This is a genomic window from uncultured Rhodoblastus sp., from assembly GCF_903903185.1.
GTDB lineage: Bacteria > Pseudomonadota > Alphaproteobacteria > Rhizobiales > Beijerinckiaceae > Rhodoblastus.
Window position 1 is genome coordinate 1 of the sequence record NZ_CAIUXT010000107.1, and the last position, 16,411, is coordinate 16,411.

A 16,411-nucleotide genomic window follows, 5' to 3' on the forward strand; every position below is an offset into this window, starting at 1 on the left:
CGGCGATCCGATGTTCTCCTCCTCGCAGCGCATCTGGGGCTACGAGACGCCCGATGGCTCCTTCGCCCAGTTCTGCCGGGTCCAGGACCGCCAGCTGATGGTGCGCCCCAAACATCTGACCTGGGAAGAAAGCGCCTGCTACACGCTGACGCTGGCCACCGCCTATCGCATGTTGTTCGGCCACGAGCCGCACCGGCTGAAACCCGGCGACAATGTGCTGGTCTGGGGCGCCTCGGGCGGCCTCGGCGTGTTCGGCGTGCAGCTGATCGCGGCGGCGGGCGCCAACGCCATCGGCATCATCTCCGACGAATCCAAGCGCGATTACGTGCTGTCGCTGGGCGCGAAGGGCGTGATCAACCGCAAGGACTTCAAATGCTGGGGCCAGCTGCCGAAGGTCAATTCGCAGGAATATACCGACTGGACCAAGGAAGCGCGCAAGTTCGGCAAGGCCATCTGGGACATTACCGGCAAGAAGGACGTCGATATCGTCTTCGAGCATCCGGGCGAAGCGACATTCCCGGTGTCGACGCTGGTCTGCAAGCGCGGCGGCATGGTGGTGTTCTGCGCCGGCACGTCCGGTTTCAACCTGACCTTCGACGCCCGTTATGTCTGGATGCGCCAGAAGCGCATCCAGGGTTCGCATTTCGCCCACTTGAAACAGGCGGCGGCGGCCAATAATTTCGTCATCGACCGTCGGGTCGATCCCTGCATGTCGGAGGTCTTCCCATGGGCGAAGATTCCGCTGGCCCACACCAAGATGTGGAAGAACCAGCATGCGCCCGGCAATATGGCGGTGCTGGTCAACGCCACCCAGACCGGGCTGCGGACCATCGAGGACGTGATTGAAGCGGGCGCAGGAGGCTGATCGCGTCGAAGTGAAATCTCGGAGGGCGGGGCTATGAGTCCCGCCTTTTTCATGCGTCGGCGATGGGCTTCGTGGCTGCCCGCGGCCCTGCCGGGTCGCGCCTGCGGCGCAGCGCCGCGTTGAACTCGCCGCCGAAAATGAAAATGGCCGCCAGTGAATAAAGAAACACGATGGCGATCATCACCGAGGCGAGGCCCGCGTAGGTCGAGACGTAATTGAGCGCGAACCGGCCTAGATAGGAGCTGAAGGCCAAAGCGAAGACCATCCATGCCGCATAGGTCAGGCCTATGCCCGGCGCAGTCTCTCGCAGCGAAAGTTTTTCGTTCGGCAGGACCCGATGGGCAATGATCAGCGCCGCCAGCAGAATGACCGTCGCGACTCCATAACGACCCAGGGTGACCATTTTGCTCAGGGGGCCCAAAGCCGGCGCATAGGCGAGCATCGCGCTCCAGACGATCGGACCCAAAACCAGCAGAAACGCCAGCGACAGCAGCGCCAGCGCGCCAATCAGGACATAGGCGATCGACTGCAAGCGCAATCTCCACCAGGGCCTGGTCTCGCGGGCGCCGTAGGCGCGGTTCAGCCCCGTGCGCAGGGCTTCGACGCCGCTGGACGAGAAATAGGCCGCCAGAGCGGCGCTCAGCGTCAAGAGCCCCCCATGCCTCCCGCTCATGACATTGTGAATTTCGTTGAGGATCGGCTCCGCTACGCGCGGCGGCCAGATTTCGAAAAAAGCCGACGCCGCCTCGTCGGCCAGTGGCTGCGCGCCGAGGAAACCGGCGAGGCTGGTGACGAAAATCAGGAACGGAAAGATCGCCGTCAGGCTAGACAGGGCGATATGGCTGGCCATGGCGTAGCCGTCGTCTTTTTCAAAGCCTTTCGCGCTGTCGAGAAAAAGACGAACCAGTTCCCGCATTCAATGTCCCCTGTAGAGTTCCTTCCCGGGTTCTATGTAAAATGCGTCGAGAAATCTTTTGGCGCGGACGGAGCCGGGAATTCCTCCGCAAGGTTCTATCAGCGATTCGCCGCCACGTCGTAGTCTCGACGCAGAAAACTGGCGCGCGCACCCTATGCTCCCTATGTTGGCGACAATCGGAGAATGAGAATGGACCTTCCGAACCCGCTGCTCGAAACCTGGACGAGCCCTTTCGCCCTGCCGCCTTTCGCGGAGATCGCGACAATTCATTTCCGTCCTGCTTTCGAAGCCGCCATGCGGGAGCATGACGCCGAAATCGACACCATCGTCGAGAATGCGCAACCGCCCGATTACGCCAACACCATCGACGCGCTGGAGAGCGCTGGCCAGGCGCTGAACAAGGTCGGCGGGGTGTTCTGGAACGTCGTCGCAACCGATTCCAACGAGGATTTGCGCGCCATCGAGCGCGACATTTCGCCGCTGCTCGCACGCCATTACGCCGCCATTTCGCTCAATGGCCGGCTTTTCGCCCGGGTAGCGGCGCTTCATGAAAGCCGCGACGGCTTGACGATGAGCGACGAACAGGCCCGTCTCCTCGAACTGACCTACAAGGGTTTCGTGCGGACCGGCGCGCGGCTTCAGGGTTCCGACCGCGCCCGTTTCGCCGAAATCGTCGAAGAACTGGCGAGTCTCGAAGCGCAATTCGCGCAAAATGTCCTCGCCGACGAATCCGGCTTCGTGATGGAACTCGACGAGGCCGATCTCGCCGGGCTGCCTGCGGACGTCAAGGCGGCGGCGGCGCAGACCGCCATGGAACGCAAGACGGCGAAACCTTTCGCCCTGACCCTGTCGCGCTCCAGTGTCGAACCGTTTCTGAGCCATGGTGAAAAACGCGACTTGCGCGAAGATCTGTTCAAGGCCTGGATCGCGCGCGGCGCGCATGCGGGGCCGACCGACAACCGCCCCCTGATCGCCGAAATCCTGAGCCTGCGGCAGGAGCGGTCGCGCCTGCTTGGCTATGCGACCTTCGCGGATTACAAGCTTGAGCCGACGATGGCCGGCGCCCCGCAAGCCGCGCTCGATCTGCTCGACAGCGTCTGGCGTCCCGCGCGCGCCAGGGCGGGCGAGGAATGCGCCGGCCTTCAAGCCGTTGCGGATTCGGAAGGGGCCAATTTCAAGATCGCGGCGCATGACTGGCGTTTCTATGCCGAAAAGCTTCGGCGCCAACGCTACGATCTCGACCAGAGCGCGCTCTCAAGTTATTTTCAGCTGGACCGGATGATCGAGGCGGCGTTTTATTGCGCTGAAAGGCTGTTTGGGCTGCGTTTCCTGCCGTGCGACGATCTGGCGCTCTACCATCCCGATGTCCGGGCCTTTGAAGCAGTCGATCGCGATGGCGCCCATGTCGCGATTTTTCTCGGTGATTATTACGCCCGCAGCTCCAAGCGCTCCGGCGCCTGGATGTCGCAATTTCGCGGCCAGAAAAAACTCGGGGGCGAGACCCGGCCGATCGTCGTCAATGTCATGAATTTTCCGAAACCCTCGTCCGGTCGTCCGACGCTGATGACGCTGACCGAAGTGATCACCCTGTTCCACGAATTCGGACACGCCTTGCACGGCATATTGTCCGATGTGGTCTATCCATCGATGAGCGGGACGTCGACGCCGACCGACTTTGTCGAATTTCCCTCGCAACTATATGAACATTGGGCCTTGCAGCCTGAAATTTTGCAGCGGTTCGCCGTGCATTGCGAAACCGGCGCGCCGATTCCCAAGGCGACCATCGACCGCATTATCGAGGCCCGCCATTTCAACCAGGGTTTCGCTACCGTCGAATTCTGCGCCTCGGCCTATATCGATTTCCTCCATCATTCATCCGCGCAGACGACAGATGACGTAGAAGCATCGGAATGGGAAATTTTGCGGGGGATCGCCATGCCGGCCGAAATCGTCCCGAGGCATGGCGCTCCGCATTTTTCGCATATTTTCTCGGGCGAAAGCTATGCCGCCGGCTATTACAGCTATCTGTGGTCCGAGGCGCTCGACGCGGATGGATTCGCCGCTTTCGAGGAAGCCGGCGACCTGTTCGACGAGACGATGGCCCGGCGTCTGCGTGAAAATGTCTATGCGGCGGGCAATCGCCGCGATCCGCAGGAAGCCTACGCGCTTTTCCGGGGACGTCCGCCCCGGTTCGAAGCACTGCTGCGAAAGAAGGGCCTAGCCTGAGACCATGCCATATTGCGCTGCGGCATCAGGGCTGGCAATATTACATGATAGAATTCTAAAGAATTTCGTCCGTCAAGAGCATCAGGAGCCAAGGATGACGCAGGTCGCCAGAGTGTACCCCACCGAAGATTTTTTTGAGCTGGGGGCCCGCGCAACCCATGCCATTGAAAGCTTGTATCAAGACGCCGTGGCGAGCGTTCGCGCAAGGGTCAGCGAAAACGGCAAGTTGTCCAACGCGCTGATTGAGCGCGAACAACATGCCGTTCATGGCGTCGCCTGGTTCGCGACCTATGTCGAAACCGTTCGCGAATTGCTCGCCTATGGCGAACGCATGCAGGCCGAGGGCCTCTATGGCGAGACTGAAGAGCTATTGACCCGCATCGGCGTCGGCGAATATCTGGCGCAGATTTTCGGCGGAATCCCGATGAGCCAGGGCGAATTCATTCGCCTCGGCGACTTCGGCCTGTCGAACGAGGCCATTTCAGCCCGCCGCATCGCCGTCATCGACAGCCTGATCGCAAGCGGCTCGACCGTCGCCAACCGAGCGCGGCTGGTCGAACTCGTCGATCATGCGGAGGGCTCGGCCACGGTCGGCGCTCCGGGCCTCGACGAAACATTGGAAGCCATCCGCGATGAAATCCGCAAATATGCGGCTGCGGAAGTGACGCCCCACGCCCATGAATGGCATTTGAAGAACGAGTATATTCCGCTCGAAATCGTCCAGGGTCTGGCCGACCTTGGCGTGTTCGGCCTCACTATCCCCGAGGAATTCGGCGGCATGGGCCTCGGCAAGGTGGCGATGTGCGTGGTGACGGAAGAATTGTCGCGCGCCTATATCGGCGTCGGCTCGCTCGGCACCCGTTCCGAAATCGCCGGAGAACTGATCCTGTGCGGCGGCACCCAGGAGCAGAAGGAAAAATATCTGCCAAAAATCGCCTCGGGCGAAATCCTGCCGACCGCCGTGTTCACCGAGCCGAACACCGGCTCCGACCTCGCTTCGCTGCGCACCCGCGCCGTGCGCGAAGGCGACAAATATGTCGTCAATGGCAACAAGACGTGGATCACCCATCCGGTCCGCGCCGATCTGATGACCATTCTGGTCCGCACCAATCCTGGCGAGCCCGGCTACAAGGGCCTGTCCATGCTGCTGGCGGAAAAGCCGCGCGGCGACGATTCAAATCCGTTCCCGGCCAAGGGGATGTCGGGCGGCGAGATCGAAGTGCTCGGCTATCGCGGCATGAAGGAATACGAGATTGCCTTCGACGGTTTCGAAGTCCCGGCGGAAAACCTGCTTGGCGGCGTCGAGGGCCAAGGCTTCAAGCAATTGATGCAGACGTTCGAAGGCGCGCGCATCCAGACCGCCGCCCGCGCCGTCGGCGTGGCGCAATCGGCGATGGAGCTGGCGCTGCGTTACGCGAAGGAACGCGTGCAGTTCGGCAAGGCGCTGATCCACTTCCCGCGTGTCTCGGACAAGATCGCCATCATGGCGGTCGAAGTCCATATCGCCCGCCAGCTGACCTATTTCGCCGCCCGCGCCAAGGATGCGGGCAAACGCTGCGATCTCGAAGCGGGCCAGGCCAAATTGCTCGGCGCGCGCGTCGCCTGGGCGGCGGCGGACAACGCCTTGCAGATTCACGGCGGCAATGGTTTCGCGCTGGAATATCCGGTTTCGCGCGTGCTTTGCGACGCCCGCATCCTCAATATTTTCGAGGGTGCGGCGGAAATTCAGGCGCAGGTCATCGCCCGGCGCCTCCTCGAAACCGACGCCTGATTTCGGCAATGCGGCGCGGTCTTTCCACTCGTCGGAAAGGCCGAGCCAATTTTCTTACGTCTAAATTTGTCTTGATTTCCTGAGGGGCGCGGCGCCTTCGGCTTCATCGATCAACCGATAAAGCCGGGACGCCTCGCGATAGGGGCCGCGCCGTTCGGCCAGCCCAAGTATCTCCAGCACGACCACCCGTCGTTCAAACGCGATGGTCAGGACATTGCCCGCGCCGACAAGTCTGGCGGATTGTTCGGCCCTTTTTCCATCGACGCGGACATAGCCCTGGGTGATCAGTTCGACCGCCAGCGCCCGCGTCTTGACGAGCCGTGAAAACCACAGCCATTTGTCCAGACGCTGCCGCGCGACCTCTGACTCCATTGCTTTCCAAGTAGTTTCGACCAGACCGGTCGGCTTGAACGACCATTCAGCCCAAAAGGCCCCCCAGCCTCGGATTCAGCGGATTGCGGGCCAAAGCCTGGGCGTCGGGCGCATCTACGCGAACCTGTCCCGCAAATGCGGCGTAAAGCCCCTCGATCAACAGCGGGTGCAAATCCTTGACGATGAAAACGATGCGGGTGCGATGATCCGAATCCGGCCAGGCATCGAGGCGCACCGGCGGATGAAAGACGTGCTGGACGCCGTGGATCACCAGCGGGCGTTGCGCGTCGTCGGCCAACGCGATGACGCCCTTGACGCGCAGCAGATTCGGCCCATGCGCGCCGCGCAGCATTTCCAGAAACAGATCGCAGGCGGAAAGCGGCAGCGGCGTCTCGCTGACGAGACAGAACGACCGGATGGACTCGTCATGCCGGTTGCCGTCCACCCCAGCGTCGTGGGAATGGCCGTGGCCGTGGCCATGATCCGGCTCGATCAACGCTTCGGCGTTCAGCCAGCGGGCGACATCCGGGGCTTTTGTTGCGGGATTGTAGAGGCCGGCGTCGAGCAGATGCGCTGCGTCCCAAGTTTCCGCATGATCTAGCAGGCGCGCGGTCGGATTGAGCCGGGCCAGCCGATCCAGCAGCCGCGCCAATTCCCGCCGCCGCGGTTCGGAACCGATCAAATCCGTCTTGGTCAGCACCAGACGGTCGGCAACCGCCGCCTGTTTGACCGCCTCCGGAAAAGCATCGAGCGTCGCCGCGCCATTGACCGCATCAACGACCGTCACCACGCCATCGAGCCGGAAGCGCAACAGCAGATAGGGATGGCTCATGATCGTATGCAGCACCGGTGCGGGGTCGGCGAGGCCGGTGGTCTCGATGATGACCCGATCGAAGTCCCGCATCCGGCTATTATCGCGCCGGCGCAGCAGGTCTTCCAGCGAATCGATCAGATCGCCGCGAATTGTGCAGCACAGGCAACCCGAAGCCATCGTCACCATATCGCCGTCGATCTTTTCGACGAACAGGTGATCGAGCCCGATTTCGCCGAATTCGTTGATCAGCACCACGGATTTGGCGAGCGCCGGATCGCGAAGCAGCCTATTGAGCAGGCTGGTCTTCCCGGCGCCGAGAAATCCGGTGACGACCGTCACCGGAACCGGAAGCGGCGCGCGCCTTGGCTTTGAGGAAGCGGTCACTTTTTCGCCGCCTTGCCCTTCGCCGCGGCAGACGGTTTTTTCTGGGCCTTTGCGGCTTTTTCATTGTCGGCGACGGAATGTTTAGGGTGGCTTTTCGCCTCGGCATGGTGCTTCGCCGCCTTGCCCCGCCGCATCGGCAGAGCCGCCGGATCCGCCCGCAGCGGCAATACCGCCGCTGCTTTTTCCGGCGGCGCGTAGGCGATGACGCCAATCGGCGTATTGGCGGGACGCGGACCGGCGACCGGCCCCGTATAGTCGGGGGCGGGTCCGACAAAGACCTCGATAGGCTTATAGGCCGGACGTGGCAAAGCTGCGATGATCTCGCCATTGCTCGGCTGCGGCGCCGAACCTTCCGTCGTCTGAACCGTGCCGCCCGTCTCTTCGGACTCAGCCTCCAATTGCGCGGCCTTGCTGCGACGGACGCAAATTTCTCCGCGCATGTCGGGCGGAGGCCCGGCCTGGGATGGCAGATCGATCGCCGGATCGCCAAATTGCCCGGAGGCGAAAGCGTGATCGAACACATTCGCCGCGCGCGCCGTGCGCTTGCGCGCCGAGGGATCGCCCAGCACCACAACGATGACTTTTCGTCCCTCGCGGGTAGCGCTGGCGACGAGATTGAACCCGGCGGGGCAGGTGTAGCCGGTTTTCATCCCATCGGCGCCGGGATAGCGTCCAAGCATTCCGTTATGCGTCGGGATGACCTGCTCGCCGAGTTTCATCGCGCCAATATTGAACAGATCGGCATGTTCGGGAAAGCGAAGCAGCAGCGCGCGCCCGAGAACCGCCATATCCCGGGCCGAGCTGACGTGATTGGGGTCTGGCAGGCCATTGGGATTGACGAAATGCGATTCACGCATTCCCAATGACGAGGCGGCCTCGTTCATTTCATCGGCGAAAGCTTCGACCGAACCCGAGACGCCCTCGGCAATCGTTACCGCCATATCGTTGGCGGATTTGACCATCAACATTTTCAATGCATTATCGAGCGTAATCTGCGAGCCCGGCGCAAATCCCATTTTGGACGGCTTCATGCTCGCCGCCCGTGCCGAGACCACCAGCGGCGTATCCATGGCGAGCCGCCCCTGCCGCACGGCCTGAAGCGCGACATAGACGGTCATCAGTTTGGTGATGGAAGCCGGATACCAGGTCCGCGTCGCGTCCCGTTGCTCGATCACCCGGCCGCTCGGCACATCTATGGCTATGAAGGGCGTCCGCGTATGATGAACCGGCTGTTCCGCGCGATGCGCGGCGGCTTTGGGCTTGGCCATGGCCGGACTGTCGAGACCGGGCGAACAGCATAAAGATAAGATGGCTGCGGAGCAGGCTCCAAACGCCCGAAATCTGCGAACTCGAATCCTGCCATTCCGATGCGAGGAGCTGATCATTTTTGCATAATCCAGTTTGCCCATCCGGTCGACAATCATGGATTCAGAACCTTTTCCGGGGATTTCCCTGACACATAAGCGAAAAACACCCGAAAATTCAACGAAAGCCGATTTCACTTCTCGCCGGGCGCCCGGAGATTGAGGGCCAGCGCATGGACTCCGTTGGCGAACTGCTCGGCCAACAGATCATTGACCGCGCGATGACGCTCGACCCGACTCTTTCCCGAAAAACGTTCCGCCACGATCTCGACGCGAAAATGTGTTTCGCCCCCATGGCCGGCACCTCCCGGATGACCCAGATGACCTGCATGTTCATGCGATTCGTCGATTACCCGCAAAAATTGCGGCGCAAATGCGGTGGTGAGCTTTTCCTCCATCACTTCCCGCACTGCGCGTCGTTCCGATTGCGTCATGATGCTTCCTCTTCCTGGCCACAACTCGGCCGTGCATATGAAAGTCAAGCTATTTAATCGTTTTCCCGTTCTTGCTCCGGCGCCCTTATCGACCATATTGTGCCGGTCATGGATTTGAATTCTCCCCTTTTCGATCGGATCAGGACGCGCCGCGACGCCGCGCCGGCGCATACGCCGCCGTCCGGTCCGCTATGCCAGCACCCCGCATGCCAGGCGCCCGGAGAATTCCGCGCGCCAATGGGCCGTTTGCGCGAAGGCCAGTACTTCTGTTTCTGCCTCGACCACGTCCGCGAATATAATGCAACCTATAATTATTTTAATGGCATGAGCGACGAAGCGGTGATGCGCTATCAAAAGGATGCTCTGACCGGTCACCGCCCGACCTGGAAAATGGGCGCCGAACGCCAAGGCGCCGGTGGCGCATCGGCGCGCGAGCCCTTCAATATGCAGGGCGCCCGTCGCGCCGCTCCCCACGCGACCCGCCAGCCCCGGCATGGCGTCGTCGCCCGCAAGGCCCTGCATGTCCTTGGACTCGATGACGACGCCGGTTCAACCGAAATCAAGGCGCGCTACAAGGATCTGGTCAAACGCCTGCATCCGGACGCGAATTGCGGCGACCGCTCCAACGAAGAGAGGCTGAGGGAAATCATCAACGCATATAATGTTTTGCGAACCTTTCGCGCCGTTTGAATCCTTCGAGTCGCAAAATGGGAGCCGCGCCTTTGCAGATCGTGCCCCGACGCCCCTTGTGAGCGATGCCTGCTGAAGGGTATCGTCGCCATCGAAACACGCCAGGGCTTCAGTCCGGGCGCTCCCAAAACCAATATCCGCCCTGTCAGGCCCTCCGAAGGCCGGCCAAAGTCGCCATCGAACCGGAACGACGTTGCGGAACCGGAGGTTAGATGCAAGTTTCCACTCCCAGGCCGTTATTGACCGGCTTGCCCGACAGGACGGTTTCAGCGCGCGACGCGTTCGGCGTCGATTCGGACATGCAGGTTCCCGCCTTTTCGACGCGCGACGAGCATGTGCCCGATCTGGACCGCGATTATCTATTTGACCGCACGACGACACTGGCGATCCTGGCCGGTTTCGCCTTCAACCGCCGCGTCATGATCACCGGCTACCACGGCACCGGAAAATCGACCCATGTCGAACAAGTCGCGGCCCGGCTCAACTGGCCGTTGGTCCGCGTCAATCTCGACAGCCACGTTTCGCGCATCGATCTCGTCGGCAAGGACGCCATCGTGTTGCGCGACGGCAAGCAGGTGACGGAATTTCGCGACGGCATTCTTCCCTGGGCGCTACAAAACAATATCGCGCTCTGTTTCGACGAATATGACGCGGGCCGGCCCGATGTGATGTTTGTCATTCAGCGCGTACTCGAAGTTTCCGGCCGACTGACCTTGCTCGACCAGAACAGGGTGATCAGTCCCCATCCGGCCTTTCGCCTGTTCTCCACCGCCAATACGATCGGCCTCGGCGACACTTCCGGGCTCTATCATGGCACGCAGCAGATCAATCAGGGCCAGATGGACCGCTGGTCGATCGTGACGACCCTGAACTATCTGCCGCATGACAAGGAGGTCGACATTGTCTCGGCGAAGGTGAAGTCCTTTCAGAAAACCAGGGAGGGGCTGGACACCATCGGAAAAATGGTGCGCGTCGCCGATCTGACCCGCAACGCCTTCATGAACGGCGATCTTTCAACGGTCATGAGCCCGCGCACCGTCATCACCTGGGCGGAAAACACCGAAATCTTCGGCGATATCGGTTTCGCTTTCCGTCTGACTTTCCTCAACAAATGCGACGAGTTGGAGCGGCCGCTGGTCGCGGAATTCTATCAGCGCTCGTTTGGCAAGGACCTCCCGGAAAGCTCCGTCAATGTGGCGCTGAGCTGACGCCCGCCGCTTTTATTCGTCCGCGCCCGCAGGTTGGAGTTGTCCGGTGAGCTTGTCCAATCAGAAAGGCGCTTCGCCGCGCGAGGCGCCCCATGAACCGTTCAAGCGAGCGGTTTCCGGGTGTCTGCGCGCCATGGCCCGCGCACCCGAGCTTGAAGTCAGCTTTGCGCCGGAAAAGCCGGGGGCTATGGGCGCGGCCGATCATGGCAAGGCCCGGCTGCCGGAGCCGCCCCGCCGAATGGAGCCGCGCGACGCCGCGATCCTGCGAGGGCAGGCGGACGCAATCGCCCTGCGTCTGGCTTGTCACGATGAGCCGCTTCATCGCCGCCTGGCGCCGCAGGCGCTGACGGCGCGTGTCATTTTCGACGCGCTGGAACAGGCGCGCGTCGAAGCGATCGGCGCCCGCAGGATGCTGGGAACCGCGCAAAATCTCGGCGCCGCGCTGCAGGACCGCTATGAGCGCAGTCCGTTCGCCGAGGTTCGGCAACGCGCCGATGCCCCGCTCGAAGACGCCCTGGCGCTGCTGGTGCGCGAAAAGCTGACCGGCGCGCCCCCGCCGCCGGCCGCCGCCCATCTCGTCGAGCTCTGGCGCGAGAGCCTGGAGACGCGCGCCGGCGCGGACCTCGCGCTGCTCGGCGAAAAGCTCGAAAACCAGCGTTCGTTCGCCAAACTCGCCCGCAAGATTCTCGCCGACCTGGACATGTCCGAACCGGGCGAGAATGACCGCGACGAGAACGATGAGACGAGCGGCGAGGACAAGCCTGGGGCCGATGAGTCACAGGAAAACGGTGGCGACGAAACCGAACCCGCCGATTCGATTGCCAGCGAACGCATTGAGGACTCGGACAAGGAAATCCACGAAGGCGAGTTGGAGGCGGAAGACGGCCCGCCCGGCGAAGCGCCGGACGAAATGCAGCCCGGCGACAGCGGGGACGCCGGAGCAGCGATCAGGCCGCCGTTTTCCAACGCCCAATCGACCAAGAGCGACTATCGCGCCTATGCGCCGCAATTCGATGAAATCATCCGGGCCGAAGACTTATGCGAACCGGAAGAACTCGAAAGGCTGCGCGCCTATCTCGACAAGCAATTGCATCATCTTTCCCCCGTCGTCGCGCGGCTCGCCAATCGCCTGCAGAGACGCTTGATGGCTCAGCAAAACCGCGCCTGGGAATTCGACCTGGAGGAGGGTATGCTGGACCCGGCGCGACTTTCCCGCGTCATTGTCGATCCGCAATTGCCGCTTTCCTTCAAGCGCGAAAAGGACGCGAATTTTCGCGATACGGTCGTCACCCTGCTGATCGACAATTCCGGCTCCATGCGCGGGCGACCCATCACGGTCGCGTCGACGTGCGCGGACATTCTGGCGCGCACTCTGGAACGCTGCAGCGTCAAGGTCGAAATTCTCGGCTTCACCACGCGCGCCTGGAAAGGCGGCCAGTCGCGGGAAGCTTGGCTGCAGGCCGGCAAGCCGGTCAATCCCGGTCGTCTCAACGACTTGCGCCATATCATCTACAAATCCGCCGACGCCCCCTGGCGCCGCGCGCGAAAAAATCTCGGCCTGATGATGCGCGAAGGGCTGCTCAAGGAAAATATCGACGGCGAGGCGCTCGAATGGGCCTATCGTCGCCTGTTGGCGCGGCCGGAGCAGCGCAAGATTTTGATGATGATCTCCGATGGCGCGCCCGTCGACGATTCGACGCTCTCCGTCAATCCCGGCCATTATCTTGAGCGTCACTTGCGGCAGAAAATCGAAGAAATCGAATCGCGGTCGGCGGTCGAACTGATCGCGATCGGCATCGGCCACGACGTCACGCGCTACTATCGCCGCGCGCTGACGATCGTCGACGCAGAGGAACTCGGGGGCGCCATGACCGAAAAGCTCGCCGAGCTGTTCAGCGAATCCGCCGCGTGAACGACGCACAAAGAACGCAAGACCGATCGCTTGCATGGCGGCGATAAAAGCGCTAGCAAGCCATTCAATCAGGTTGATCGCTCGGTCTCGCGACTGCGCGCGGAGAGGATAATGACCTACGTCGTCATCGAAAATTGCATCAAATGCAAGTATATGGATTGCGTCGAGGTGTGCCCCGTGGACTGTTTCTACGAGGGCGAAAACATGCTCGTTATACATCCGGATGAATGTATCGATTGCGGCGTTTGCGAACCGGAATGTCCCGCTGAAGCCATCAAGCCGGATACGGAGCCGGACCTCGAAACGTGGCTCGGCCTGAACGCGGAATATGCGCAACTTTGGCCGAATGTTACGATCAAGCGCGAAGCCGCGCCGGATTCGAAAGAATTTGACGGCCGTCCGGGAAAATTCGACGCTTTTTTCAGCAAGGAGCCGGGTCAAGGCGACTGAGAGCCGGTTGACCGAAAGAGCAAAGCGCTCCTGTACGTCCTTCTCCGCCCCTGCGTCGCTGGGAGCTGGAGAATGCTGCGAGCCTAAAGCTGGCGGCCGCCGTTAACCTTTGAACGATGGCCTTTTTCGTCGAATCAAGAATTCTTTGATTCGGCCTTTAATTTGTGTTATCAATCCGGTTGTAGTCAATCCACTTTGACGCCTGCTCACTCATTCTGTTTCTGCACCCGGCTCCCGCCTTGGCGAGGAGCCCGTTTCTGCCGCTAAAGCCCAATCTCTTGCGTGATCTCCGCACCGCTTGAAAGTCAGGGCGAATTCGGGATTTTCGCGGTTGGATCGTTTTAGCGGCCAAGGTGCGCTTGGACGTTTAAGCCGGGGGAACTAAGCGGTCTGAAATGGCCGCCGACGTTGGGGCGCTAAAGGCGTTGGGGCACTAAAAAGGGTGAGTTCGTGCTGGAGAAAATCCGAACAACGACCATTTAGGGATTGGCGCCGCCCTGATGAGACAAGGCGCTGGCAAAATTGGACTTCGCGTTCGATTTTTGCCGAGTTCAGCGTAGTAGCCTCGCTTGGCCACCCCGCTGTTACAATGGACCTCAAACCATTAGTGATTGGACCAAGGTGACGCAGAAAAAACCTTCATTGCCGGCGACTGCCGCATCGTCCGCCCCCCGTTCCACTGATCCGAGCAAAGCTGCTGTACCTTCCGGAAAGGCGCCGATCAAGCCCTCCAACGCCAAAGCCGGGTTTAAAGCCAATGAGTTCATCGTCTATCCGGCGCATGGCGTCGGCCAGATCATGGCGATCGAAGAACAGGAAGTCGCCGGCTTCAAGCTGGAGCTTTACGTGATTTCGTTCGTCAAGGATAAAATGACGCTCAAGGTGCCGACGCCGAAAGTCGCCTCCGTGGGCATGCGCAAGCTCGCCGAAGCCGATGTCGTCAAGAAGGCGCTGGATACCCTGACCGGTCGCGCCCGGGTGAAGCGTACGATGTGGTCCCGCCGGGCGCAGGAATACGAGGCCAAGATCAATTCCGGCGATCTCGTCGCTATCGCCGAAGTCGTTCGCGATCTCTACCGTTCCGATGTCCAACCCGAGCAGTCCTATTCGGAACGCCAACTCTATGAGGCCGCAATTGACCGGATGGCTCGTGAAATCGCCGCCGTCCAGAAACTGGGCGACGCCGACGCTCTCAAGGTGATCGAGTCGCAATTGCAAAAAGGCCCGCGTCGCGCCGGCAAGGCGGATGAAGCGGTCGCTGTGGAAGATGGGGATGTCGAAGAGGCCGCCTGAAGGGCTCCCGGCTCGTTTCTTTGCGCGAAAACTTTCCTTGAGGCGGCTTGCAGAAGCCGCCTCTTTTTTTGACAAATTATCTTCGCGCCAACACAGCGGCGATAAGGTTAAGTCAAAGTTAACCCGATCCAACTAGGCTTGCCTCAACAGCCGTCGCGCAGCGAGGATGAAAAAGTTTGAATGCGCACGACAACATTTCCCTTCGGCGAGGCGCTGCCTGAATCCGCAAGAATTTTCCTCTTCCGCCGGGTACAGGAAGCGTTGGGGCTTCTCCTGATTTTGATGACTGCTTCGCTTGGCGTGGCGCTCGCGACCTGGTCGGTCAGCGATCCAAGTTACAATCACGCCACCGACGGGACTGTTCACAACGCTTTCGGCGCCAAAGGCGCCATTGTCGCCGATCTCGTCATGCAATTGATCGGCGTAGGGTCGATTGCCTTGCTCGCGCCCCTGGGCCTGCTAGGCTGGCGTATCCTCACGCATCGTCCGCTTCCTCGGAAAACCCTCCAGTCGGGATATTGGCTCATCGGCGCCGCCTGCTCCGCCGCCGTGGCCTCGCTTCTGCCGACAACCGATCGCTGGCCGCTTCCGACCGGCCTCGGAGGGGTGATCGGCGATGCCGTCATCACCCTGCCAAAGCACTATTTTTCACCTTTTGGCGTCGCTCTGTGCGGAATTCTGTTTTTGGCGGTCGCAATTATGGCGCTGACAGCTTCGGCTGGCTTCGGTTCGCCTTTCCACGACCAGTCCGAGGATTTGGACTCCGAATCAGCGCCTTATTCCAAAGACGACCGCACCGGTCTCCACAGCACTGGAAATGCGCCGACTCACGGCTATTCCGGCCCATTTTTTGGCTGCTGGCTTGCCACGATCGGCGCGTTAGCCAATAAGGCTTTTGGCTTTTCAGGCAAGACCGCTCGGCACAGGTCTCTCACGGACGGGAAATATGACGAGCAGAATGATTACGCCTGGGACAGTTTAAGCGCCGAAAAACGCGTCGACGCGCCAACCAACCCTCGCGCCGGCCAAACACCAAAAGCAGCTCGCGAACAAGAATCGGCCGCCGACGTTGCATCCGCCCAATATAAAAGCAGGAGCGCCAAATTCCATCCCGCCGAACCGTTGTTCGACGAAACGTCTTTCCGAAAATCGCTTGAATATGCGCCGCCCGCAATTTCGTTTTTGGCGCCGGCAAGAAAAACCACCGCCGGCGTCGCCGAAGACTCGCTCGAACAAAATGCCCGTCTGCTAGAAGGCGTTCTCGAAGACTTCAGCGTCAGAGGCGACATCATCAGCGTGCATCCCGGCCCGGTGGTGACGCTTTACGAATTCGAGCCGGCGCCGGGGATCAAATCGTCGCGGGTGATCGGGCTGGCCGACGACATCGCCCGCTCGATGTCCGCCATCTCCGCCCGCGTCGCCGTCGTGCCCGGTCGCAACGCGATCGGCATCGAACTGCCCAATCCCCGCCGCGAAACGGTCTATTTGCGCGAATTGGTCGCCTCCCCCGATTTCACTGGCGCCAAACACAAGCTCGCCATCGCGCTGGGAAAAACCATCGGCGGCGAACCCGTCATCGTCGATCTCGCCAAAATGCCGCATCTGCTCGTCGCCGGAACCACCGGCTCCGGCAAGTCGGTCGCCATCAACACCATGATCCTGTCGCTCTTGTACCGGCTCAAGCCGCAGGACTGCCGCCTCATCATGGTCGA

Annotated in this window: 14 protein-coding genes; 9 read left to right on the forward strand and 5 right to left on the reverse strand. The window is 61.1% G+C overall.

Annotated features, from left to right (window positions below):
• The coding region (gene ccrA / locus QZY01_RS09655; RefSeq protein ID WP_294536394.1) for a crotonyl-CoA carboxylase/reductase at positions 1-865 on the forward strand (865 nt) is incomplete at its 5' end.
• Between the two features lie 49 nt (positions 866-914).
• On the opposite strand, the gene QZY01_RS09660 is transcribed toward ccrA, so the two are convergent.
• Complete coding sequence (locus QZY01_RS09660) at positions 915-1,781, reverse strand: YihY/virulence factor BrkB family protein (RefSeq protein ID WP_294536396.1); 867 nt, start codon at positions 1,779-1,781, stop codon at positions 915-917.
• A gap of 189 nt (positions 1,782-1,970) precedes the next feature.
• On the opposite strand from QZY01_RS09660, the gene QZY01_RS09665 reads away from it, so the two are divergent.
• Both QZY01_RS09665 and QZY01_RS09670 read left to right on the forward strand, forming a co-directional pair.
• On the forward strand, positions 1,971-4,007 hold the full coding sequence (locus tag QZY01_RS09665; RefSeq protein WP_294536398.1) for a M3 family metallopeptidase: 2,037 nt from the start codon (positions 1,971-1,973) through the stop codon (positions 4,005-4,007).
• A gap of 94 nt (positions 4,008-4,101) precedes the next feature.
• The gene (locus QZY01_RS09670) at positions 4,102-5,778 is read left to right on the forward strand and encodes an acyl-CoA dehydrogenase family protein (protein ID WP_294536400.1); all 1,677 of its coding nucleotides are present in this window, start codon (positions 4,102-4,104) and stop codon (positions 5,776-5,778) included.
• Between the two features lie 60 nt (positions 5,779-5,838).
• On the opposite strand, the gene QZY01_RS09675 is transcribed toward QZY01_RS09670, so the two are convergent.
• From QZY01_RS09675 to QZY01_RS09690, 4 genes are all read right to left on the reverse strand, one after another.
• Positions 5,839-6,150, reverse strand: a complete 312-nt coding sequence (locus tag QZY01_RS09675) for an RNA-binding S4 domain-containing protein (protein WP_294536402.1) — start codon at positions 6,148-6,150, stop codon at positions 5,839-5,841.
• A gap of 46 nt (positions 6,151-6,196) precedes the next feature.
• Positions 6,197-7,348 (reverse strand): GTP-binding protein, encoded by a 1,152-nt coding sequence (locus tag QZY01_RS09680; protein ID WP_294536404.1) that lies wholly within the window; start codon positions 7,346-7,348, stop codon positions 6,197-6,199.
• Positions 7,345-8,616, reverse strand: coding sequence for a D-alanyl-D-alanine carboxypeptidase family protein (locus tag QZY01_RS09685; RefSeq protein ID WP_294536406.1), 1,272 nt, complete (start codon positions 8,614-8,616; stop codon positions 7,345-7,347). The genes QZY01_RS09680 and QZY01_RS09685 overlap by 4 nt, the downstream gene beginning before the upstream one ends.
• 230 nt (positions 8,617-8,846) lie before the next feature.
• A complete protein-coding gene (locus tag QZY01_RS09690; protein WP_294536418.1) occupies positions 8,847-9,110 on the reverse strand; it encodes a BolA family protein in 264 nt (87 codons plus the stop codon).
• Positions 9,111-9,383: 273 nt separating this feature from the next.
• On the opposite strand from QZY01_RS09690, the gene QZY01_RS09695 reads away from it, so the two are divergent.
• The 6 genes from QZY01_RS09695 to QZY01_RS09720 all read left to right on the forward strand — a co-directional run.
• On the forward strand, positions 9,384-9,836 hold the full coding sequence (locus QZY01_RS09695; protein WP_342394893.1) for a J domain-containing protein: 453 nt from the start codon (positions 9,384-9,386) through the stop codon (positions 9,834-9,836).
• A gap of 212 nt (positions 9,837-10,048) precedes the next feature.
• Entirely contained in the window at positions 10,049-11,044 is a 996-nt protein-coding gene (gene cobS, locus QZY01_RS09700; protein WP_294536410.1) for a cobaltochelatase subunit CobS, read from the forward strand.
• Positions 11,045-11,090: 46 nt separating this feature from the next.
• Positions 11,091-12,956: a cobaltochelatase subunit CobT gene (gene cobT, locus QZY01_RS09705; protein WP_294536412.1), complete on the forward strand. Its 1,866-nt coding sequence runs from the start codon at positions 11,091-11,093 to the stop codon at positions 12,954-12,956.
• Positions 12,957-13,067: 111 nt separating this feature from the next.
• Entirely contained in the window at positions 13,068-13,406 is a 339-nt protein-coding gene (fdxA, locus tag QZY01_RS09710; protein ID WP_294536414.1) for a ferredoxin FdxA, read from the forward strand.
• Positions 13,407-14,048: 642 nt separating this feature from the next.
• Positions 14,049-14,699 (forward strand): CarD family transcriptional regulator, encoded by a 651-nt coding sequence (locus QZY01_RS09715; RefSeq protein ID WP_294536420.1) that lies wholly within the window; start codon positions 14,049-14,051, stop codon positions 14,697-14,699.
• A gap of 180 nt (positions 14,700-14,879) precedes the next feature.
• Positions 14,880-16,411, forward strand: a 1,532-nt coding sequence (locus QZY01_RS09720; protein WP_294536416.1) for a DNA translocase FtsK 4TM domain-containing protein, incomplete at its 3' end; no start/stop codon positions are given.

Coding starts and splice junctions, on each gene's coding strand:
- QZY01_RS09660 (WP_294536396.1), bottom strand. CDS start 1,781: ATGCGGGAACTGGTTCGTCTTTTTCTCGACAGCGCGAAAGGCTTTGAA.
- QZY01_RS09665 (WP_294536398.1), top strand. CDS start 1,971: ATGGACCTTCCGAACCCGCTGCTCGAAACCTGGACGAGCCCTTTCGCC.
- QZY01_RS09670 (WP_294536400.1), top strand. CDS start 4,102: ATGACGCAGGTCGCCAGAGTGTACCCCACCGAAGATTTTTTTGAGCTG.
- QZY01_RS09675 (WP_294536402.1), bottom strand. CDS start 6,150: ATGGAGTCAGAGGTCGCGCGGCAGCGTCTGGACAAATGGCTGTGGTTT.
- QZY01_RS09685 (WP_294536406.1), bottom strand. CDS start 8,616: ATGGCCAAGCCCAAAGCCGCCGCGCATCGCGCGGAACAGCCGGTTCAT.
- QZY01_RS09690 (WP_294536418.1), bottom strand. CDS start 9,110: ATGGAGGAAAAGCTCACCACCGCATTTGCGCCGCAATTTTTGCGGGTA.
- QZY01_RS09695 (WP_342394893.1), top strand. CDS start 9,384: ATGGGCCGTTTGCGCGAAGGCCAGTACTTCTGTTTCTGCCTCGACCAC.
- cobS (WP_294536410.1), top strand. CDS start 10,049: ATGCAAGTTTCCACTCCCAGGCCGTTATTGACCGGCTTGCCCGACAGG.
- fdxA (WP_294536414.1), top strand. CDS start 13,068: ATGACCTACGTCGTCATCGAAAATTGCATCAAATGCAAGTATATGGAT.